20 protein-coding genes are annotated in these 21,289 nt (G+C 64.6%); 7 read left to right on the top strand and 13 right to left on the bottom strand.

The window, feature by feature from the left end:
- Window positions 1-34: 34 nt before the first annotated feature.
- The 7 genes from NKI08_RS04380 to bcoG all read right to left on the bottom strand — a co-directional run bounded on the left by NKI08_RS04380 (window position 35) and on the right by bcoG (window position 7,924).
- Window positions 35-973 carry an alpha/beta hydrolase gene (locus NKI08_RS04380; RefSeq protein WP_352767400.1) on the bottom strand — a complete coding sequence of 313 codons (939 nt, stop codon included), beginning with the start codon at window positions 971-973 and terminating at the stop codon, window positions 35-37.
- Between the two features lie 222 nt (window positions 974-1,195).
- Window positions 1,196-1,978 carry a carnitinyl-CoA dehydratase gene (locus tag NKI08_RS04375; protein ID WP_352472543.1) on the bottom strand — a complete coding sequence of 261 codons (783 nt, stop codon included), beginning with the start codon at window positions 1,976-1,978 and terminating at the stop codon, window positions 1,196-1,198.
- Window positions 1,971-4,049 carry an acetate--CoA ligase family protein gene (locus tag NKI08_RS04370; RefSeq protein WP_352767397.1) on the bottom strand — a complete coding sequence of 693 codons (2,079 nt, stop codon included), beginning with the start codon at window positions 4,047-4,049 and terminating at the stop codon, window positions 1,971-1,973. The genes NKI08_RS04375 and NKI08_RS04370 overlap by 8 nt, the downstream gene beginning before the upstream one ends.
- Window positions 4,050-4,113: 64 nt before the next feature.
- Window positions 4,114-5,277: an acyl-CoA dehydrogenase family protein gene (locus NKI08_RS04365; protein WP_352540008.1), complete on the bottom strand. Its 1,164-nt coding sequence runs from the start codon at window positions 5,275-5,277 to the stop codon at window positions 4,114-4,116.
- 4 nt (window positions 5,278-5,281) lie between these two features.
- Window positions 5,282-6,355, bottom strand: coding sequence for a carnitine 3-dehydrogenase (locus NKI08_RS04360; protein ID WP_352767395.1), 1,074 nt, complete (start codon window positions 6,353-6,355; stop codon window positions 5,282-5,284).
- Window positions 6,352-6,981, bottom strand: coding sequence for an HD domain-containing protein (locus NKI08_RS04355; protein ID WP_352767393.1), 630 nt, complete (start codon window positions 6,979-6,981; stop codon window positions 6,352-6,354). The genes NKI08_RS04360 and NKI08_RS04355 overlap by 4 nt, the downstream gene beginning before the upstream one ends.
- 31 nt (window positions 6,982-7,012) lie before the next feature.
- Window positions 7,013-7,924 carry a 3-dehydrocarnitine:acetyl-CoA trimethylamine transferase BcoG gene (gene bcoG / locus NKI08_RS04350; protein ID WP_352767391.1) on the bottom strand — a complete coding sequence of 304 codons (912 nt, stop codon included), beginning with the start codon at window positions 7,922-7,924 and terminating at the stop codon, window positions 7,013-7,015.
- A gap of 76 nt (window positions 7,925-8,000) precedes the next feature.
- Between bcoG and NKI08_RS04345 the strand changes: the two genes are divergently transcribed.
- Window positions 8,001-8,981 (top strand): GlxA family transcriptional regulator, encoded by a 981-nt coding sequence (locus tag NKI08_RS04345; protein ID WP_352767389.1) that lies wholly within the window; start codon window positions 8,001-8,003, stop codon window positions 8,979-8,981.
- A gap of 86 nt (window positions 8,982-9,067) precedes the next feature.
- Here NKI08_RS04345 and NKI08_RS04340 read toward each other — a convergent pair whose 3' ends face one another.
- Window positions 9,068-9,277 carry a hypothetical protein gene (locus tag NKI08_RS04340; RefSeq protein WP_023680243.1) on the bottom strand — a complete coding sequence of 70 codons (210 nt, stop codon included), beginning with the start codon at window positions 9,275-9,277 and terminating at the stop codon, window positions 9,068-9,070.
- A 166-nt stretch (window positions 9,278-9,443) separates the two neighbouring features.
- Window positions 9,444-10,100 carry an O-methyltransferase gene (locus NKI08_RS04335; protein WP_352767387.1) on the bottom strand — a complete coding sequence of 219 codons (657 nt, stop codon included), beginning with the start codon at window positions 10,098-10,100 and terminating at the stop codon, window positions 9,444-9,446.
- A gap of 93 nt (window positions 10,101-10,193) precedes the next feature.
- On the opposite strand from NKI08_RS04335, the gene NKI08_RS04330 reads away from it, so the two are divergent.
- Window positions 10,194-10,826: a TetR/AcrR family transcriptional regulator gene (locus NKI08_RS04330; RefSeq protein WP_352454840.1), complete on the top strand. Its 633-nt coding sequence runs from the start codon at window positions 10,194-10,196 to the stop codon at window positions 10,824-10,826.
- Window positions 10,827-10,957: 131 nt separating this feature from the next.
- Here the strand turns inward: NKI08_RS04330 and xylA are convergent, their stop codons facing one another.
- The gene (gene xylA / locus NKI08_RS04325; RefSeq protein ID WP_352767385.1) at window positions 10,958-12,283 is read right to left on the bottom strand and encodes a xylose isomerase; all 1,326 of its coding nucleotides are present in this window, start codon (window positions 12,281-12,283) and stop codon (window positions 10,958-10,960) included.
- A 110-nt stretch (window positions 12,284-12,393) separates the two neighbouring features.
- On the opposite strand from xylA, the gene NKI08_RS04320 reads away from it, so the two are divergent.
- Window positions 12,394-12,756: a nuclear transport factor 2 family protein gene (locus NKI08_RS04320; protein ID WP_352767383.1), complete on the top strand. Its 363-nt coding sequence runs from the start codon at window positions 12,394-12,396 to the stop codon at window positions 12,754-12,756.
- A 38-nt stretch (window positions 12,757-12,794) separates the two neighbouring features.
- On the opposite strand, the gene xylB is transcribed toward NKI08_RS04320, so the two are convergent.
- The 3 genes from xylB to NKI08_RS04305 form a co-directional block, all read right to left on the bottom strand.
- The gene (xylB, locus tag NKI08_RS04315) at window positions 12,795-14,249 is read right to left on the bottom strand and encodes a xylulokinase (RefSeq protein WP_352767443.1); all 1,455 of its coding nucleotides are present in this window, start codon (window positions 14,247-14,249) and stop codon (window positions 12,795-12,797) included.
- 191 nt (window positions 14,250-14,440) lie between these two features.
- Window positions 14,441-15,766: a tetratricopeptide repeat protein gene (locus NKI08_RS04310; protein ID WP_352767381.1), complete on the bottom strand. Its 1,326-nt coding sequence runs from the start codon at window positions 15,764-15,766 to the stop codon at window positions 14,441-14,443.
- Window positions 15,767-15,776: 10 nt separating this feature from the next.
- Entirely contained in the window at window positions 15,777-16,400 is a 624-nt protein-coding gene (locus NKI08_RS04305; RefSeq protein ID WP_352767379.1) for a LysE family translocator, read from the bottom strand.
- 187 nt (window positions 16,401-16,587) lie between these two features.
- Between NKI08_RS04305 and NKI08_RS04300 the strand changes: the two genes are divergently transcribed.
- The 4 genes from NKI08_RS04300 to NKI08_RS04285 all read left to right on the top strand — a co-directional run bounded on the left by NKI08_RS04300 (window position 16,588) and on the right by NKI08_RS04285 (window position 21,262).
- Window positions 16,588-17,352, top strand: coding sequence for a L,D-transpeptidase (locus tag NKI08_RS04300; RefSeq protein ID WP_352767377.1), 765 nt, complete (start codon window positions 16,588-16,590; stop codon window positions 17,350-17,352).
- A gap of 96 nt (window positions 17,353-17,448) precedes the next feature.
- Window positions 17,449-18,615 (top strand): diphosphate--fructose-6-phosphate 1-phosphotransferase, encoded by a 1,167-nt coding sequence (locus tag NKI08_RS04295; RefSeq protein WP_352767375.1) that lies wholly within the window; start codon window positions 17,449-17,451, stop codon window positions 18,613-18,615.
- A 15-nt stretch (window positions 18,616-18,630) separates the two neighbouring features.
- Window positions 18,631-19,356: an MBL fold metallo-hydrolase gene (locus NKI08_RS04290; protein WP_352767373.1), complete on the top strand. Its 726-nt coding sequence runs from the start codon at window positions 18,631-18,633 to the stop codon at window positions 19,354-19,356.
- A 367-nt stretch (window positions 19,357-19,723) separates the two neighbouring features.
- Complete coding sequence (locus tag NKI08_RS04285) at window positions 19,724-21,262, top strand: DegQ family serine endoprotease (protein ID WP_352767371.1); 1,539 nt, start codon at window positions 19,724-19,726, stop codon at window positions 21,260-21,262.
- Window positions 21,263-21,289 lie beyond the last annotated feature (27 nt).

Here is a 21,289-nt window from a genome sequence, read left to right as displayed (position 1 = left end):
CGACAAAGGCCCGTTCTGGTCGGGAAGACATCCCTCACCAGATCCACTCGCCCCTTCCCAAAACCGCTACCGCATCGACAATCCGGGTAAAGCTCGAGCGGGCGCGGCCGGCCGTGTGCCTGGCGCGCAAATAGCCATGCACCAGCCCCGGCTCCTCGAGCCACCAGGCGCGCCCGCCCGCGGCAACGATGCGGTCGCGATAGGCTTCGCCGTCCGACGACAGCGGGTCGCATTCAGCGGTGATCACGACGGTGGGCGGCAGATTGGCGAACTCGGCGTCGGCGAGCGGCCACAGAGTGAGATCGCCGGTGCGATCCTCGCCACCGGTCCTGATGTCCCTGTAGAAAACGAGGTCGCGCGCCGTAAGCATCGGCGCTTCCGCGTGGGTGACGTAGGAACCGGCGGAGCTGTCGCCGCCAAGGCCGGGATAGACCAGAATCTGGCCGATCGGCTTGCGCGCATGGCCGCGCGTTGCGTGACTGACGGCGGCGGCGAGATTGCCGCCGGCACTGTCGCCGCAGAGCAGGACAGGACGCTCGTAAGTCGCCGCCGCCCATTCGAAGGCGCTGATGGCATCGTCGAAGGCGGCCGGATGAAGGTGTTCCGGTGCCAGCCGGTAGTCGACCGAAACCACTTCGTAGCCGGTGCGGCTGCAAAGCTCGGCGCAGAGGTCGTCATGGCTGTCGAGCCCGCCGAGGATAAAACCGCCGCCATGGAAATAAAGCACCATCGCCGAAGCTTCCGGCGCCGGGGCGCGGTAGATGCGGATCGGAATGTGCCAGGGTGTGGCAATGGCGGTGGTTTCCGCCGTGACGCCTTGGGGATAGCCGGCAAGGAACTCGCGGCACATCCGGTTATAGATCTGGCGCTGCTCGGCGACGGTGTAGTCGATCGTATCGGGCGGATAATAAGAATTGGTCCGCTCGATGAAGGCCCAGGTCTCGGCGTCGATGAGGGTTTTGTAGTCGGTCATGGGCGCTGAATGGATCGCAATGAATCCGCGTGAACACCCCCCTCTGGCCTGCCGGCCATCTCCCCCTCAAGTGGGGAGATTGGCAGCTTCGGCCTTGCAGCCCATCTTGCAACGTTGGAGATTGGCGAAAACCGAAGCGACATCCGATCTCCCCGCTTGAGGGGGAGATGGCCGGCAGGCCAGAGGGGGGCGTGACGGAGTGCCGTCATTTCGGCAATACCTTCATTTCCCCTTCCACACCGGATCGCGCTTCTCGGCAAAGGCGCGAAAGCCCTCGAGATTGTCCTCCGAGCCGTAGAGTGCGTCAACCGTCGACAGTTGCCGGCGCGTCACCCGGTTCATCGCGTCCTGGAACGTCAGCGATTCTGCGACCCGGGCCGTCTCCTTGATCGCGGCGAAGACCAGCGGCGGGCCGCTGGCGAGCAGCCGCGCGATCTCCCAGACGCGGTCCTCCAGTCTTTCCTTGGGCAGCACCTCGTTGACCAGGCCCCATCGATGCGCCTCGGCGACATCCATCCAGCGGCCGGTGAGCAGAAGGTCCATGGCGACATGGTAGGGGATACGCTTCGGCAGCTTGATCGTCGCCGCATCGGCCAGCGTGCCGGCACGGATTTCGGGCAGCGCGAAGGAGGAGTGGTCCGACGCATAGATGAGGTCGCAGGATAGCGCCAGTTCGAAGCCGCCGCCGACCGCCATGCCGTTGACGCAGGCGATCACCGGCTTGTTGAGGTCGCGCAGTTCCTGCAGCCCGCCGAAGCCGCCGACGCCGTAGTCGCCGTCGACGGCGTCGCCGCCGGCCGCGGCCTTCAGGTCCCAGCCGGCGCAGAAAAACTTGTCACCGGCGGTCTTGACGATGGCGACGCGCAAGTCGGGATCGTCGCGAAACGCCTTGAAAGTCTCGCCCATCAGCCGCGACGTCTTCAGGTCGATGGCATTGGCCTTGGGCCGGTCGAGCGTGACTTCGAGGATAGTGCCCTCGCGGCGGGTGGTGATGACGTCAGACATTTTTGTTCTCTCCAAGCACCAGCAGCGCATCGGCGATCCAGGCGCCCTTGCCTTCGGTGCAGACGATCAGCGGATTGATGTCGAGTTCCTCGATCTCGCCGGCGTTTTGCTGCACGAAAGCGGCAATGCCCGATATCGCACCGATTGCCGCTGCAACATCGGCCTTCGGCCGACCGCGATAGCCGTCGAGCAGCGGGAACAGTTTCAGCCCGCGCAAAGCGGCCTCGATATCGTCGCGGGTCGCCGGCAGCATCAGCGTGACGCTGTCGCGCAACAGCTCGACCAGCACGCCGCCGGTGCCGAGCGTCATCACGGCGCCGAACATCGGGTCGCGGGTGAAGCCGACGAGCAGCTCGGCGACGCCGTCGCGCACCATGCGCTCGACATAAAGGCCCGTGCCGAGCGGGCCGAGATCGTGGGCGGCGGTGCTGACGGATTCGGCATCCCTCAAATTGAGCCGGACCGCGTCGAGCTCGGACTTGTGGATGACGCCAAGGGCCTTCAGCGCCACCGGGAAGCCGAGCGCCATCGAGGAGATGACAGCTTCGACCGCGTTGCCGGCGCGCTCGCCCTTCGGCACGGGGAGGCCGGCCTCGATGAGCCGCGCCTTCGCCTCGGCCTCGTCCGGCGTAACATGGTCGCCGGCCGGCGCGCCGGACGCCGAAGTGTCGATCGGCTGCGCCTGCGGCTCGCGCCAGGCCCAGCCGATGAAGGCCGCCGCCTGGGCGGCGTCCATGGCTTCGGAGATGCCGAACAGCGGCACCATGCCCCGCGCCATCAGGCCGGCAGTGTATTCCTCGGGCAGGTTCTCCGGCAGCGAGGAGACGATCGCGCCTTGCGTGCTGTTGGTCTTCAGCGCCGATTCGAAGGCGCGCAGCGTCGCCCACCAGTCGGTGTCCGAGCAGCGGTCGGGGCGCGGGAAATCGAGCACCAGCATGTTGAGGTCGAAGCCCCCCGACACCATCGCGGTGAAGGTGGCGGTCATCGCCGGCTCGTTGTTCCAGATGAAGGTGTGGTAGTCGAGCGGGTTGGCCACCGCGACCAGCGGCCCGAGCGTCGATTTGACATGCGCGCGGTGCTCGGGGGTGAGTGGCGGAAACGTCACCCAGCGGCCTTCGGCGCTGTCGGCCATGACCGACGCCTCGCCGCCTGAACAGCTCATCGACGACAGCCGGTAACCGGGCAGGGGGCCGGTGATGTGCAGCAGCTTGAGCGCCTCGATGAAGGCGGGAATTGAATCGATGCGGGCGATGCCGAGCCGCTTCAGGAAGGCGCCGGACGCTGCGTCCGAGCCGGCCAGCGACGCGGTATGGGAAACGGTCGCCTGCCGCGCCTGCTCGGAGCGGCCGACCTTCATGGCGATGACAGGCTTTTTCAGCTCGCGCGCCCGTGCCGCCAGCCTTTCGAAGCCGGCTACCGAATCGAAAGCCTCGATATGCAAGCCGAGCGCGGTGACACGGTCGTCCTCGATCAGGCCGAGCGCCATTTCGGAAAGCCCGGTCTGCGCCTGGTTGCCGGCGGTCATCAGAAAGGCGATCGGCAGGCCGCGCTTCTGCATCGTCATATTGATGGCGATGTTCGACGACTGGGTGATGATGGCAACGCCGCGACTGCCTTCTGGCAGCCTGATGCCGCCATGCTGGTCGGGCCACAAAAGCGCGCCGTCGGCATAGTTGATGAGCCCGTAGCAGTTCGGCCCGATGATCGGCATTTGGCCGGCCGCCGCGACCAGTTCGGCCTGCAGCCGCTCGCCGTCCTCGTCATAGGCCTCGGTTTCGAGGAAGCCGGCGGCGAAGCAGACCGCACCGCCGGCGCCGCGCTCGGCCAGTGCCTTGACCACTTCGATGGTCAAGTGCCGGTTGACGCCGACGAAAGCGGCATCCGGCGCGCCGGGCAATTCGGCCACCGAGCGATAGGCCTTGCGGCCGGCGACCTCGGCCTTGCTCGGATGCACCGGCCAGATCTGGCCGGCAAAGCCCATCTTGATCGATTGCGCGACGACGGCGGCAGCCTGCGCGCCACCGAAGACCGCGATCGTTCGTGGGCGCAAAAGACGTTCAAGTTTGTGCATCGTCATCTTTTCGTTGGAGCATGATCTTTTCCAAAAACCGGTTTCCACTTTTTGGGATCATGCTCTAGCCCCCGAACGGGCGCAGCAGCGCCCGCGAGATGATGTGGCGCTGGATTTCCGAAGTGCCTTCCCAGATGCGCTCGACGCGGGCGTCGCGCCAGATGCGCTCGAGCGGCAAATCGTCCATCAGCCCCATGCCGCCATGGATCTGGATCGCCTCGTCGGCGACGAAGGCAAGCATCTCGGTGGCCTTCAGCTTGGCCATGGCCATGTCCTGGTCGGTGACGGTACCCTGATCGTACTTCCAGCCGGCTTCGAACACCATCAGGTCGGCGGCCTTCAGCTCGGTCGCCATGTCGGCGAGCTTGAACGACACGCCCTGGAACTTGCCGATCGGCTGGCCGAATTGCTGGCGCTGCGCGGCGTATTCGATGGCATGGCGAAGCGCCCGCTCGGCACGGCCAAGGCAGGTGGCGCCGACTTGCAGGCGCGTTGCGCCGAGCCAGGAATTGGCGACCTCGAAGCCTTTGTGGACCTCGCCCAGAACCTGGCTCGCCGGCAACCGGCAATCGTCGAATTCGAGGATGGCGTTGGTGTAGCCGCGATGCGAGACGTTGCGGTAGCCGTCGCGCACGGTGAAGCCCTTGGTGCCCTTGTCGACGAAAAAGGCGGTGATCTTCTTGCGTTTTCCACGCGAAGACTCTTCCTCACCCGAGGCCATGAAGACGATGGCGAAATCGGCGAGATCCGCATGGCTGATGAAATGCTTGGTGCCGTTCAGCACCCAGTCGTCGCCGTCTTGCACGGCGGTTGCCTTCATGCCGCGCAGATCGGAGCCGGCGCCCGGCTCGGTCATTGCCAGGCAATCCCATTTCTCGCCGCGAATGCAGGGAAACAGATATTTTTCGCGCTGCTCCGGCGTGCCGGCAAGGAGGATGTTCGAAGGCCGCGCCACGCAGGTCCAATGCAGCGCGTAATTGGCGCGGCCGAGTTCCTTTTCATAGAGCAGCCAGGTCACCGTATCGAGCCCGGCGCCGCCGACGTCGGCCGGCATGTTGGCGGCATAGAGGCCGGCTCCGATCGCCTTGGCCTTGATCTCCTCGATCAGCTCGCGGCGCAGCACGCCGGTGCGTTCAACCTCGCGCTCATGCGGGTAAAGCTCGTTCTCGACGAAGGCCCGCGTCGTCTCGACGATGAGCTTCTGCTCCTCCGAAAGACCAAAATCCATGGTCTCAGCCTTTCTTCCTTTTCTTCGGCTTTTCAGCCTTTGCCTTTTCGGCCGCCTTGGAGGCGGTGGGCTTCTTGGCCGCGAGCTTGGCTAGCTGCCTGGTGTAGTCCTTATGCAGGGCGCCGGCACCCCAGCCTTTGCCTTTGTTCTGCTTCGACAGTGCCTCCATGATGGCGACCAGATTGTCGTCGCGGATCTTTTCGAGCTCGCGGATCGACAGACCGTGCGCCTGATCGTCCGACTGGGTCGCGATCAGCTCGACCAGCTCATCGTTGAACTCCGGCACGTCCATCAGCTTGGTCCACGGCCATTTCAGGCACGGGCCAAACTGCGCCATGAAGTGGCGCATGCCGGCCTCGCCGCCGGCGACGCGATAGACCTGGAACATGCCCATCTGCGCCCAGCGCAGGCCGAAGCCGTAGCGCATGATGTCGTCGAGCTCCTCGACCGTGCAGATGCCGTCCTTGACCAGCCACAGCGCCTCGCGCCAGGCCGCTTCGAGCAGCCGGTCGCCGACGAAGGCTTCGATCTCCTTGCGGATCACCACCGGCTTCATGCCGATCGAGGCATAGATCTCCTTGGCGACCTCGATCGCCTCGGGAAAGGTCTGTTCGCCGCCGACGATTTCGACCAGCGGCAGCAGATAGACGGGGTTGAACGGATGGCCGACGACCAGCCGCTCCGGATGCTTCTTCATCGCCACCTGCATGTCGGTCGGCTTGATGCCGGAAGTGGAGGAGCCGACAATTGCGTTGGCCGGCGCATAAAGGTCGATCTCGGCCAGCACGCGGTGCTTCAGGTCGAGCCGTTCCGGCACGCTTTCCTGGATGAAGTCGGCGTCGGCCACCGCCTCGGCGATCGTCTTGGCGAAGGTAAGCTTGCCCTCCTTCGGCAGGCCGCCGGGCAGCATCTGCTTGTAGGCGCGTCGTGCTCCCTTCATCACCTCGCCGATCTTGCGTGACGCCTCGGGGTCGGGATCGAAGATCGACACGTCGATGCCGTTGAGCAGCAGCCGCGCCACCCAGCCGGCGCCGATGACGCCGCCGCCGATGGCGGCCGCCTTGTTGATGATGCTCATGCGGAAGCTCCGGTTCTTGTGCGGGCTGTTGCGGGGTCGGTGAGGGCGACGCGCTCGCCGGCACGGATCACGGACGCGTCATAGGCCTTGCGCGCGAACACTTCGAGTAGGAAGGGCCGGAAGAAATCGATCGGCAATGTCTCGTAATCCGGGTCGAAGCTCGACTGATCCCAGCGTTCGCAAAACTCATCGCAATCGTCGAAGTAGATGTGCCCGGCGAAACGGTCGCGGGCGTGCGGATTGCCGCCGAGGTGGTGGGCGTAATAGAGGCGCTGGAAATCGCCGTGCTTTTCCACCACCCAGGTGCATTGCTCGCGCACAAAAGGCTTCAGGATCGACGCCGCATACTCGTCGTGGTTATAGGGCGCGTAGATGTCGCCGATATCGTGCAGCAAGGCGCAGGCAATCCAGTCGGTATCGGCGCCGTCGCGCCAGGCCCGCGTTGCCGCTTGCAGCGAATGGCCGAGCCGGGTGATCTTGTAGCCCGAGAGGCCCGCATCAAGCTGGACGAGCGCGTCGAGCAGCCGCTCGCCGGTCTTTGCCGCATAGTCGATCTCGTGCTCGGTGAGGAAGGCATAGTCCTCGCGGTCGCCGTCCTTCATGGCGGTGAATTTCACGGTCTTCATCGGCGGCTCCTCCCAACCGGCTACCGGCTTTTCAAAGCGGTGCGCGCTTCGTCAGGTTCAGCTTCTTGCGGACTTCGTTCGGGCCGATGACCCTGGCGCCCATATTCGACACGATGCTGACCGCCCGCTCGACCAGCTGCGCATTGGTCGCCAGCACACCCTTGTCGAGCCAGAGATTATCCTCCAGTCCGACGCGGACATTGCCGCCGGCCAGCACCGCGGCCGCGACATAGGCCATCTGGTTGCGGCCAATGGCAAAGGCCGACCAGTTCCAGGTCGACGGTACATTGTTGACCATGGCCATGAAGGTGTTGAGGTCGTCCGGCGCGCCCCACGGCACGCCCATGCACAATTGCACCAAGGCGTCCGGCTTCAGCACTTCTTCCTCGACCAATTGCTTGGCGAACCACAGATGCCCGGTGTCGAAGGCCTCGATCTCCGGCTTGACGCCGAGCGCCGTCATCATGCCGCCCATGGCACGCAGCATGCCGGGCGTATTGGTCATGACATAGTCGGCCTCGGCGAAATTCATGGTGCCGCAGTCGAGCGTGCAGATTTCCGGCAGGCACTGGCGGACGTGCTCCATGCGGTTGCTCGCGCCGCCCATGTCCGTGCCTTTTTCGTTCAGCGGCAGCGGTTTCTCCGGCGGGCCGAATACCATGTCACCCCCCATGCCGGCGGTCAGGTTCAGCACCACGTCGACGTCTGCCGCGCGGATGCGCTCGGTTACTTCGCGATAGAGATGCACGTCGCGCCTAGGCTTGCCGGTCTCGGGATCGCGCACATGGCAGTGCACGATCGCCGCACCCGCCTTTGCCGCCTCGATGGCCGAATCGGCGATCTCTCTGGGCGAGCGCGGCACATGCGGGCTGCGGTCCTGCGAACCGCCGGACCCGGTCACGGCACAGGTAATGAAAAGCTCACGGTTCATCGCTAACGGCATCGGACTCTCTCCCAATAGAACGTAGGGCAAGAATGCCTGACTTGCCGGAAACTGTTTTGCGTTTTACGAAGAGCATGTGATCAAAAACGAAAAACCGACGATCTTTCGGGCCGAGCGTTTGCCGCTCAAGGTGACGCTGCTGGTATTCTCCGGCTCGTCGATCATGTGCGTCGCGTCGGCCGTCGATCCGTTGCGCGCCGCCAACCGCATTGCCGGTGAGACGCTGTTCGATTTCAGGCTGGTCTCGGTGACAGGCGAGGCGCCGGTCACCACATGCGGCCTGCCGGTGGCGGTCAGCGGCCGCTTCGATGCGGCTGACACAACCGATATGCTGGTCGTTGTCGCCGGCTTCGGCACGCAGAACCATGCCACATCGGCCTTGCTGTCCGGACTGCGCCGGGCGGCGCGCGCGGCACGCGCCTGCGGCGGCGTCGAGGCCGGCACCTGGCTGGTTGCCCGCGCCGGTCTGCTGGAGGGGCGCAGCGCCACCACCCACTGGGAGGACATGGAGGATTTCTCGTCGGCCTTTCCCGGCGTCGACGTGCGCCCCGACCGCTACGTCATCGATGGCCCGGTGTTCACCACCGGCGGCGCCTCGCCGACCTTCGACCTGATGCTGCATCTGATCCGCACGCGGCTCGGCATGGCCGTGGCGCTCGATGTCGCGAGCGTCTTCATCTACGACCAGGCGCGCGCCGCGACGGACGCGCAACCGCTGGTCTCGCTCGGCCGTCTTGACGGCTACGATCCCAGGCTGGCGCAAGCCATCCGGCTGATGGAAGCGCATGTCGACCAGCCGCTGACTATCGCGGCCGTGGCAAAGCGCGCCGGGGTGACGGCACGGACGCTGGAAAGCATCTTTCGCAAGTCGATCGGCGAAACGCCCGGCGCTTATTACCTCAGGCTGCGCCTCGGCGCCGCGCGCCGGCTGGTGGTCGACACGCGCATCGCCATGGCGGACATTGCCGGGCGAACGGGGTTTTCGTCCGCCGCGGCATTTTCCAGAGCGTTTTCAAGAGCGTTCGGCGAAGCGCCGGTCAGGCTGCGTCGGGGATAATGCATGTCGCCCAAAAGCCTGGCCACGGGCTTGACCCGAGGGTGCGTAGCGGTTTTGCGATAACGACATCCATAGGCAAAGGTAGATCAGGCAGCGTCCTGGCGGTCGCTGCTGCCGTCGATCTGCGAGCGCATCTGTCTCGCAAGATGGGTCTCGAAGCGGCTGGCGACCGCGCGATCCCATTCGTTTGCACTCAGCGCACCTTGTTTCGGGTGCGGCAGCGCCATCAGCCGGTCGATGATCGATCCAGCCTCGCCAGATGAGAGCAGGGCGTCGATTTCGCGTTCGTGCTGCATATCGTTTCGCCTCCTTCTTTCTGAATCCCGCCACGAACCACACTATAGGAGGTTCGTGACGGCTGTTTGAAGGCAAGAGCGAGGCGATTGATGGGCGATGCCGGGCAAAGTTTTGTCCGCCGCCGCCCATCTTGGGCACGATCGTTCCGGCAGGTCAGGCAGTGCTTCAGCCAAGCCGCATCGACAGTTCAACATCCTCGCCGAACGGCGTGGACATGTAGCCACTCCCAGTCGAGCGCACCCGCTCGAGGTATTCGGGGCAAAGATCTGCGTTGTCGGCAACGACGAAGGCGCCCGGTCTGAGGCGGCTTTCAACCAGACTCAAGATCTCAGGATAGAGCGCTTTGGCGCCGTCGAGCAGAAGCAGGTCGACGCTTTCGGGAAGATCGACGCTTAATGTTTGCAGCGCGTCTCCTTCGCGGATTTCCACCATGTCAATGAGACCGCCTGCTGTCAGATTACTCCTCGCGCGCGCGACCTTGGATGGCTCGAACTCGCTGGTGATCAGGCGGCCACCGCCATTGTCCCGCAAGGCTGCGGCAAGGTGCAGGGTCGAGATGCCGAACGAGGTTCCAAATTCGACGATCGTCCGTGCGCCGCTGCCTCGTGCCAGCATGTAGAGCAGCGTGCCGGTCTCTCGCGAAACGGGAAGCCAGAGATCCCTTAGCCGCCCATAGAAATCGAGGTATTCGGTCTTGCTTCGAACCAGCCGCATCCGCTCCTCGGCGGAGAGTTCCGCCACTGCAGGGCTTGTTGCCGCAGCGGCTTCCTCGAACAGGCGGTCCAGCAGGGGCGCGAGCGGCGTTGTCGTCAGTGTGGTCATATCGGTCTCCAGTCGGAATTGAATGCGTTCTTGTGCGACATTCAAAATACGACTAATCATTCGCATTCACTAATCGCATTGGCGCGGCTCTCAATGAGCGACAACCGAAGTCCGCGGATTTCCTCGCGAAAACAGCCGAAGCAGGCCCGCTCGGCGGAGCTCGTCGCTGCGATTTTGCAGGCTGCTGTTCAGGTTTTGGCGAGGGAAGGCGCGCAGCGCTTCACCACGGCGCGGGTGGCCGAGAAGGCCGGCGTCAGCGTCGGATCGCTGTATCAGTATTTTCCGAACAAGGCGGCGATCCTGTTCCGGCTCCAGAGCGACGAATGGCGGCAGACGACCAGTTTGCTGCGCGATATCCTCGAGGATATCAGGAAACCGCCGCTTGACCGGCTGCGCGACCTGGTCCACGCCTTCCTCCGCTCGGAGTGTGAGGAGGCTGCGGTGCGTGTGGCGCTCGACGACGCCGCCCCGCTTTACCGCGACGCGCCCGAGGCGCAGGCGGCGAGGGCGTCCGGAGACCGCACCATCCAGCTCTTCATGCAGGAGGCGTTGCCGAGCGCCGCGCAAGCGACTCGCGAATTGGCCGGCGACCTGGTCATGACGACGCTCAGCACGGTGGGGAAGCAGTTCTCGGAGACGCCTCGAACCCCCAAGGAGATTGAAGTCTACGCCAACGCCATGGCCGACATGTTTTGCGCCTACCTGAGAGGCCTCGATCACGGCTAAGGCGCGCCAGACCCGGTCAGCGAACAGGCCACGCGAGTTTCACACGAGGCAAAACCTTCGTCGGTTCAGCCCCGCAGAAAGCCGTCTTAGCCGGCGGCCGCTGAACAATGCGGCCGCGAACCGGGTACGCCTCAGACGTACCGGTTGACGATGTTTTCGAGCAATTCCTGGCGGCCGGATCTGGGCTGCGGCTCGATCTTCTCTTTGACGACGCGCTCGGCGATTTCCTCCAGCGTGCGCTTGCCGGCAAGCATCGCCTTGGCCTCGGCCGAATCCCAGCCGGCATAGCGCTCGGCGAGCGGGGCGGACAGCGCCTTGTCCTCGACCATGCGCGCTGCCGCCTTGAGGCCGCGAGCGCAGCAGTCCATGCCCCCGATATGGCCGATCAGCAGATCCTGCAGATCGAGCGACTGGCGCCTGAGCTTGGCGTCGAAATTGGTGCCGCCGGTCTTGAAGCCGCCGGCCTGCAGCACCTGGTAGTAGGCCAGAGCCATCTCCGGCACATTGTTGGGGAACTGGTCGGTGTCCCAGCCCGACTGGTAGTCGTTGCGGTTCATGTCGATCGAACCGAAAATGCCGAGCGCATTGGCCAGCGCCAGTTCATGCTCGAACGAATGGCCGGCCAGGATGGCGTGGCCCTGCTCGATGTTGAGCTTGACCTCATTCTCCAGTCCGAAACGCTTGAGGAAGCCATAGACGGTGGCGACGTCGTAATCATACTGGTGCTTGGTCGGCTCCTGAGGCTTCGGCTCGATCAGGATGGTGCCTTCGAAGCCGATCCTGTGCTTGTAATCGACGACCAGATTGAGGAAACGGCCGGCCTGTTCCTGCTCGCGGGCAAGGTCGGTGTTGAGCAGCGTCTCATAGCCCTCGCGGCCGCCCCACAGCACATAGTTCTCGCCGTTCAGCCGCTTGGTGACGTCGATGCAGTGTTTCACCGTCGCCGCCGAATAGGCAAAGACGTCCGGATCGGGATTGGTGGCGGCGCCCGACATGAAGCGGCGGTTGGAGAACAGGTTGGCCGTGCCCCACAGCAGCTTGACGCCGGTCTGCTTCATCTTTCCCGAGAAATAATCGGCGATCTCGTCGAGCCGCGCCGCACTTTCGGAAAAGTCCCGGCCCTCCGGCCGCACGTCGGCATCGTGGAAGCAGAAATAAGGCGCACCCAGCAGCGAAAACATCTCGAAGGCGACGTCGGCCTTGAGCTTGGCCAGCTCCATGGTGTCGGTACCGCCGGCCTTCGGAAACCATGGCCGGTCGAACGTCTGACCGCCGAACGGATCGCCGCCCGGCCAGGCGAAGGAATGCCAATAGGCGACGGCAAAGCGCAGATGGTCTTCCAGCCGCTTGCCGGCGACGATCTCGTCGGGATTGTAGAACCGGTAGGCCAGCGGATTGGTCGAATCCGGTCCCTCGTATTTGATCTGTTGGATGTCGCCGAAAAAACCGCTGCTCATGTTCTTTTCCTCTCGCATGGTTCGGCCTGATTACCTCAGGCGTAATTGGTTTCGCGCTGGCGCTGGTCGAAAAGGCTCATGTCAAAGCCACCCAACGAAGGAGACAGACCATGACCGACCTCAACACCATTGCCGAAAACTACATCGCCGCCTGGAACGAGAGCGACGCCGCACGCAGGAAAGCCTTGCTCGAGGCAACCTTCACCGAGGACGTCGGCTATCGCGATCCGATCATGCAGGGCGACGGCCATGACGGCATCGCCGCGCTGATCGAAGGCGTTCAGCAGCGCTTTGCCGGCTTCAGGTTCTCGCTGAAAGGCAAGCCGGACGGCTTCGCCGATACCATCCGCTTCTCCTGGAACCTCGGGCCGGAAGGCGTCGGCTCCATCATCGAAGGCACCGATATCGGCGTCATCGAAAATGGCCGGCTGAAAAGCGTCACCGGCTTTCTCGACAAGGTGCCGGCACAGTGAGGCCTTCTCGGCAGGCCGCGGCGTGGGCGGGAAACCGTTCACGCCGTGGCGCCTCTGACCGCCGGATAAAGCTGGCGATAGCGCTGATAGGCTTGCGCATAGGCGTCACCGAGGGCGGCGACCGGCTCGACCGTGGCGTCGGTCGCCGGCGCCGTGCACACGGCGCGCGGATCGGCGCCTGTCGCCGCGATCAGGCCAAGCCGGGCCGCTCCGAAGGCGGCGCCGAAATCGCCGTCGGCTGGGATATCGACTGGCAGGCCAAGCGCTGTGGCGATGGCCTTCAGCCAGTAGCGCGAACGCGAGCCGCCGCCGATCGCCGTCACCCGGGTCAGCGTCGTACCGGCTTTGGCCAGGGCTTCGAGGCTGTCGCGGAAAGCGAAGGCGACGCCTTCGAGCACGGCCTGGGTCAGCGCCGCGCGGCCGGACTCGTGGGCAAGCCCGGTAAAGGCGCCCCGAATGACGGAATCATTGTGAGGCGTCCGCTCGCCTGACAGGTACGGCAGGAAGGAGACACCGGCCGGCGCCTGCAGCGCATCGCCGAGTTCGGCGGTCAACTCGCCGGCGCTTTTTCCAGCGATCCCCGACAGCCAGTTGAGCGAATCGGTTGCCGACAGGATGACGCCCATCTGGTGCCAGGTGCCGGGCAGTGCATGGCAGAATGTGTGCACGGCGCTTTCCGGATTGGGCAGATACGACGCGTTGGCGGCAAAAAGCACGCCCGACGTGCCGAGCGAAACGAACGCCTGCCCGGCGCCGACCGTGCCCATGCCGCAGGCCGAGGCCGCGTTGTCGCCGGCCCCGCCGGCGATCGGGATGCCCGGCTGCATGCCCCATTTGGCGGCCAGTTCGGCGCGCAAGACACCGGCCTTGGCCGTGCCTTCGACCAATGACGGCATCTGGCTTTCGTCGAGCGACGTCGCGGCGAGCAGTTCGGCGGACCAGGCTCGTTTGCCGACATCGAGCCACGACGTGCCAGCCGAATCCGACATTTCCGAAATATGGTCGCCGGCGAGCCAGAGCCGCAAAAAGTCCTTCGGCAGCAGGACCTTTGCCACCTTGGCAAAAACAGCCGGTTCGTTGTTCCTGACCCAGGCCAGCTTTGGCGCGGTGAAGCCGGGAAAGACGATGTTGCCGGTCAGCTTGCGAAAGCGCGGGTCGGCATCGAGCGCGGCCGCCTCGGCGTGGCTGCGTGTGTCGTTCCATAGAATGCAGGGGCGCAGCACCTGGTCGGCGGCATCGAGCAGAGTGGCGCCATGCATATGGCCGGAAAGGCCGATGCCGTTGACAGCCGCGAGTTCCTTCGCATGCATCGACCGCAGCTCGCCGACCGCCGCTTCGCAGGCGCGGATCCAGTCGGCCGGGTTCTGCTCGGACCAGCCGGGATGCGGGCGCGACACGTCGAGCGGCGCATGGCCGGAACCGACGATGCTCTGCCTTGCATCGATCAGCAGCGCCTTGACGCCCGACGTGCCGAGATCGAGGCCGAGATACATGTTTCCTCCCATGTCCGTCATGCTTGGCGGCGACGGTCTTTCTTGCTTCGCTGCCCAGTCCTGTGACACGGGCGGCGAAGATATCCCGGCAATCGTGCCGCCGGAAACGCACCCCGGGCAACACGCGAAGATTTTTTCGACGCTCGAAAAAATCAGGCCGGGGCAGTTTTTAAGGCAAGATGTGGCCGTGGTCAATTCGCCGCGGGAGCGTTTGCACGCCGTGAAAACAGTGCCGACAACGGGCTGTCCGGCCGTGCCAGCGCGCGTTCCGCCGCAAGCGCCCTCGCCAGCGCGCCATCACCGGAACGCAATGCCGCTTCGATCAGTGTCAGGTCGATGACGTCGCGTTGTGCGTGGCTGCCGCCGAAGCGATGGGCGATTGCCCGCATCGGCCGGATCAGGCGTATCGTCCCGGCATAATTGCCCTCGCCGAATGCCTTGATGGCGAGCGTCAAGGGATGGCCGACATCCCTGGTGAAACCGGCGTTGTCGTCCTTGCCGCGCATCGCCTCGCGCTGCGCCTCGAGCAAGTTGCGGGCCGGCGCTTCGAGGCCGGCACCGACAAACGCCATCATCGCGTGGGCGTCGTTGAAGGCATAGTGGCCGGCGCTGGCCATGGGCAACCAGTTGGCGGCGAGCGTCGCCCAGCGCTCGCCGACATCGACGCCGCCGAGATGCAGCCGCCACAGGATCGCCGAGGCATCGACCATGTTGAGCGCCAGCATCGAGCGTTCGCCATAGATCGGCCCGTCATAGAGCGCCAGCACCTCGTCGATTTCGCCGAGATCATAGTGGAACAGTGCCAGATGCCACCAATTGTGCACCTGCAGGAAGCTCTCCCGCGTCCACGCTTCGGGATTGGCGCGCATCCACAGAATGCCGTCCTTCTGCCGGCTCTGCATCTCCATGACATGGGCCACCGCATGCTGGGCCCAGCCGTCGCGCGGCTCGATATCGACCGCCGTGCGGCCAAGTTTTTCGGCGCGCGCGTAATCGCCCATTTCCTCCAGGCCAAAGGCCTGCATGCCGAGTATGGCGTGATAGCCCGGCATGTCGCTCTGCCAGGACGGCAGCGCGCGACCGATGCGGTCGCGCAGCATGCGCGCATTGCCGGTGAAGAAGTCGATCTGGTGGCCGGTCTGCAGCGCCAGCGCATCGAGCGGAAACTCGATGGCGATATCCTCCAGCACGCGGGCGGCCTCGTGCCAGCGTCCCGCCGCAAGGTGGCCAAGGGCGGCGACATGCGCCTGCTCGCGTGTTGTCGCGGCAAGCGGCAGCGCCGCCTCGTGACATGCCTTGGCCACCGCCGTCGCCTCACGCTCTGTGGCAAGGCCAAAGAGATAACCCTTGAACACCTGCGCCATGACGAAGCCGGGATCTTCGGCGATTGCCTGGTCAATGGAACCGACCGGATCGCCGATGAAGCACTGCAATTCGCGAACGGCCCGGCTGTAGGTCGAGAGCCCGGCCTCCGTCGCGCCAGACAGTGTCAGGCCGAATGCATCGCTCACCGCCATGGTCTGTCCCTCAGGTGCCCGAGCGCATCGCCACTGTGGCGATGCCGGCGCCGACCAGCAGCGTGCCGCCAGTGCGGTTGAAGATGCGGATCGCCTTTGGATTGCGCACCACGTTGCGCGCCCTTGCCGCGATCAGCGCATAACCGAAGGCATTGGCGAAGGCGAGCGCCAGGAAGGTCGTCTCGAAGATCAGCATCTGTGTCCAGAAATCCGCATGCCGGTCGAGGAACTGCGGCAGGAAGGCGACAAAAAAGGTGATGCTTTTCGGATTGAGCGCGGTAACCAGCCAGGCGTGCGTCGTCATTTTCGCCGATGACACCGCATCGGTACGCGGTTCGGCCCGGAGCGCGCCGCCGGCGCGAAACAGCTTGATGCCGAGATAGATCAGATAGCCGGCGCCGATCACCTTCAGCACGGTGAATACGGTGGCGGACGCCGCCAGCAGCGCGCCGATACCCAGCATCGACAGTGTCATCGCGGTGAAGTCGCCGAGCGCCACGCCGACTGCCATCGGCAGCGCGGTGCGCCAGCCCTGGCCGAGCGCATATGAAACCACCAGCATGATGGTCGGGCCCGGAATGACCAGAAGGACTGCCGAGGCGGCGGCAAAGGCGGCCCAGTTTTCGAAGGACATTTTCTTCTCCTTGAGCTCAAAGAAGAGGATAAATCCTTGGCCTCGCGCAGATGTAAAGAGGCAAAGTCGAAAAAGCCTCTCGTTAATGCCAGGCGGCCGGCCTTCACGCTTTTTCAACCATGATTGGCGAAAATGCCTGCTATACGGCCGGAGCGTGTTTCCCGCCGACAGCGTAGGGTTTGGGTAAATGCGTGAGTTGCCGCACGGTCTGTCGCTGCCGCACAATGGCGACGCAATCGAAACCGAAATGCAGCTTTCCCGCCGCACGGTGCTGTCCGGCGCTGGCGCGCTGGCGCTGCTCGGCATCGCCGGCTGCAGCCAGACGCTGGATTTGCCGTCGCTTCAGCTCGACGACGTCACCACCGGCTCGATCCGGCCCATCCGTCCGAGTATCAGCGTCGACAAGAACATCACCAGCCCCGACGTGATGTACGCTTCGCTCACCGACGGTGGCTTCAATGTGCCGGAAGTGCCCTATCTCAAGGTCAAGCCGGAGTTCCGCCGCCAGATCGTCGTCGATCCGACCGGCGAGCAACCCGGCACCATCGTCGTTCACTCGCAGGAACGGCTGCTCTATCTGGTGCAGCCCGGCGGCGATGCGATCCGTTACGGCGTCGGCATCGGCAAGGACGGGTTCCGCTGGTCCGGCCGCGCCAACATCCAGTATGGCAAGGAATGGCCGGTCTGGACCCCGCCGCCCGAGATGATCGCCCGCAGGCCGGAACTGGTGAAATGGCAAAGCGGACAGCCGGGCGGCCTCGACAATCCGCTCGGCGCGCGTGCCCTCTACATCTATCAGAACGGCAGCGACACCGGCTATCGCATCCACGGCTCGCCCGAATGGTGGAGCATCGGCCAGGCGATGTCGTCGGGCTGCGTGCGCCTGATCAACCAGGACATCATCGACCTCTACAGCCGCGTCTCCAAGAAAAACCCGGTCGTCGTCGTCTGAACGGCGGCTTCGCCTTCAGTGATCACTCTGCCGTTGCGCGATGCCGCAAGACAGGCGAATGTGCCTGCGATTTTCACCGCCCGGGAGACGTGAACAATGGCCGGAACTTTTGTCATCGCGCAAGGCGGCGGCCCGACCGCCGTCATCAACCAGACGGTGGTGGGTGCTGCGCTCGAAATCCGCAAGCGGCATCCCGGCGCCAAGGTCCTTGGTTCCATCCACGGCGTGCGCGGCATTCGTGACGGCAATTACGTCGATCTTTCCGCCATCCCCGAGGACCGCCTGCGGCTGATCGCGGCGACACCGAGCGCCGCGCTTGGTTCGACGCGCGACAAGCCGGATGCCGCCTATTGCGACCTCATCCTCAACGGCTTGAAGAAAGCCGGTGCCGACGCCTTCATCTATATCGGCGGCAACGACACCTCGGGCACGCAGCAGATCCTCACCGACGCCGCCGGCGGCAAGATCGCCTTCGTCCACGCGCCGAAAACCATCGACAACGATCTCGAGGAGAACGACCACACGCCCGGCTTCATGTCGGCGGCCGAGTTCGTCGCTGGAGCATTCCTTTCGGTCGATCTCGATTTCCGCGCTCTGCCGGGCATCTATGTCGGCATCGTCATGGGCCGGCATGCCGGTTTCCTGACGGCCGCGTCCGCGGCCTGGCAGCTCGATCAGGATAGTGGCCCGCATCTCGTCTACGTGCCGGAGCGGCCGTTCTCGGCGGCCGGTTTCATCGACGACGTGCGCGCCACGCTCGACCGCCACAAGCGCTGCATCGTTGCCGTCTCCGAAGGCGTCAGCACCGCCGACGGCAAGGCGCTGGTCGAAAGCCTGGTGCCGCCGGAAAGGCTGGAGCGCGACCAACACGGCAACGTCAAGCTGTCGGGCAGCGACCTGCCGGCAGCCTTGGAGCGCGCGCTCGCCGAAGGATTGCCGGGCAAGCGGGCGCGCGTCGATGCGCTCGGCTATATGCCGCGCGGCTATGTCGGCGCCATCAGCGCGGTGGACGCGCAGGAGGCCTTCGATGCCGGTGCCTTCGCGGTCACGGTGGCCGACAAGGGCGGCGGTTCGGTGGCGCTGCAATATGACGGCAAGAAAACCGTGCTGAAGAAGGTGCCGCTGAAGAACGTCGCCGGCAAGACGCGCCATATGCCGGATGATTTCATGCTGCCCGACGTCAACCGGCTGTCCGACGCGGGGATGGCCTATCTGAAGCGGCTGGTCCCGCAAAAGTACAAGGTCGGCAAGCCGTTCGTCTGATGCGGCGTTGATCTGATGGACAGCTGGTTCCGCAAAACCATCGTCGACGCCAAGACGACGATGCTGACCGAGCCCTTCGTGCATGATTTCGTGCGTGCCAACATCTGGCATTTGCGCGGCCGCGATGTCGACCTGCTGGTCGACACCGGCATGGGTATCTGCCCGCTGGCGCCGCAGATCGACACGCCGTCCGGCAAGCCGCTGCTCGCCGTCGCCACGCATATCCATCTCGATCATGTCGGCTCGCTGCACGAGTTTCCGTTGCGGGCAGGGCCGCGCCACAGCGCCGCGCAGTTCGACAGCATGGATGAAGCGGTGACCTACGCGTACATGTTCCATGATCTGGAAGGCGCTGTTTCCAAGCTGCCGGCGCCGGGCTGGAGAGCCGCCGATTACAGGATTCCGCCGGCGCCTCTGGCCCGGACCCTGGACGAGGGCGACAGGATCGATCTCGGCGATCGGCAGTTCCGCGTCCTGCATCTGCCCGGCCACTCTCCTGATTCGATCGCGCTGTTCGACGAGGCAGACGGCCTGTTCTTCGCCGGCGACGCCATCTACGACGCCATGCTGATCGACGACCTGCCGGATTCGGATCGTGCCGCCTACCGCCGCACGATGCAGCGGCTGCTCGACCTGCCGATCCGGATCGGCCATGGCGGTCATGGACCGAGCTTCGACGGCAGGCGGATGCGCGAGATCGCCACCACCTATCTCAGCCGGACCGACGGGACAGGCGAATAGGAGGCCTCGGCTGAGGCGGCGCAAATCTGAAGCGATTTGTCTTGCGCAGCTATTTTGTTCTTGCTTTGTGCCGGCAGCTATGCTAGTAATTTGGGTATGGTGCTGATTCGCCCCAACGACCCGCCTCCCGAGGCGGGTTTTGTATTTTCGGGTCTCGGCGCCAACGCCGCGAGGCGGTTGCCAGCTGGAAATTAAATCTTCGTAATATTATCTGGAAACCATAATCGGCGCCCTAGATGCGGGGCTGTCGATCCGGTCGGCTGCCGTGACAGGCGAGACAGGCAAGGCCGACGACCGACGCGCCGATGAATTGTTCCGGTGACGGAACGTCGCGGCGCAAGACCAATCTCTCGCCCGGACAACGGCCATGTCACCAATCCAGACCCTTCGCAGACATCGCGTCGCCGCTCTGCTGGGCGCCGCGCTGATCGTCAGCCCCTTCGCCCTGTCCTTCGCTCCCAGGCTGAATGATGTCCTGGCGGCAACAGTGACCCCACCTGTCACCGGCATGACGGCGCCCCGCGGCTCGTTCGCTCCGGTCGTGGCGGCCGACAAACCGGCAGTGGTGACCATCACGACGGTCATGAAAGTACAACAGCCGGACACGATGAGCGACGCCTCTCCCTTCGGCGGAAACTCGCCTTTCGACGATTATTTCCGCCGCTTCTTCGGTGACCAGGGACTGCCCGCCCCCAAGACACCGCCGGAACAGGCGCCCCGCACCGAGGCTCTCGGCTCAGGCTTCATTGTCGGCGCCGACGGCATGATCGTCACCAACAATCACGTCGTCGACGGCGCCCAGTCGGTCAAGGTGATGCTCGACGACGGCACCGAGCTTCCCGCCAAATTGATCGGTCATGACACGAAGAACGACCTTGCCGTGCTCAAGGTCAACGCCGGCAAGCCCTTGCCGACCGTCAAATGGGGCGATTCGGACAAGCTCATGCCGGGCGACCAGGTGCTCGCCTTCGGCAATCCTTTCGGCCTTGGCACCACGGTCACCGCCGGCATTGTCTCGGCGCGCGGCCGCGATCTGCACAGCGGCCCGTTTGACGACTTCATCCAGATCGACGCACCGATCAACCGGGGCAATTCCGGCGGCCCGCTGACGGATGTGTACGGCGATGTCGTCGGCATCAACACCGCGATCTTTTCGCCGAATGGCGGCAGCGTCGGCGTCGGCTTCGCCATCCCCTCGGACCAGGCGCAAAAGGTCGTCGCCAAGCTGATGAAGGGCGGCTCCATCCAGTACGGCTATCTCGGCGTCCAGATTCAGCCGGTGACGCCTGATGTGGCGAGCGCCATCGGCCTCGATCACCCTACCGGCGTGCTGGTCGCGCAGGTCAGCGACGGATCGCCGGCCGCCAAGGCCGGCATCGAGACCGGCGATGTCATTACCAGCTTCGCCGGCCAGGACATAAAGGATCCGAGGGATCTGTCGCGCGCCGTCGCTGACGTTGCGCCTGGCACGAGGGAAGCCCTCAATGTCTGGCGCAATGGGAAAAGCCTGCAGATCTCCGTCGAGATCGGGCGCAACGAAGACGACACGGCGACGGGATCGGTGACCGGCGATTCAGGTCAGCCGTCGACGGGGCAGGGCCTTCGCGCACCGGCGCTCGGTCTCGGCCTGATGGACGTCACTCCTGATGTGCGCCAGGCAATGAACCTGCCAGAAAACCAGCACGGCGCACTGGTCGAGCGCGTCGACCCGAACAAGGCGGCGTCGGCTTCCGGCATCCAGCCCGGCGACATCATCGTCGGCGTCGACCAGACTCCGGTGAGGAGCGCCAGGCAGGCAAATCAGGCGATTGTGCAGGCTGCCAAATCCGGCAAGAAATCGGTGCTGCTGCTTGTCGAGCGCGGCGACGCCCAGATGTTCGTCGCCGTCCCCTTCGCCAGCGGCTGAAGCGGGCGCCGCGCTGCCAAGATCGAT

It is taken from the genome of Mesorhizobium sp. M0768, from assembly GCF_040320195.1.
Taxonomy (GTDB): domain Bacteria; phylum Pseudomonadota; class Alphaproteobacteria; order Rhizobiales; family Rhizobiaceae; genus Mesorhizobium.
The sequence above is the reverse complement of the archived record's forward strand: the minus strand, read 5'-3'. Positions and strand labels throughout refer to the sequence as shown.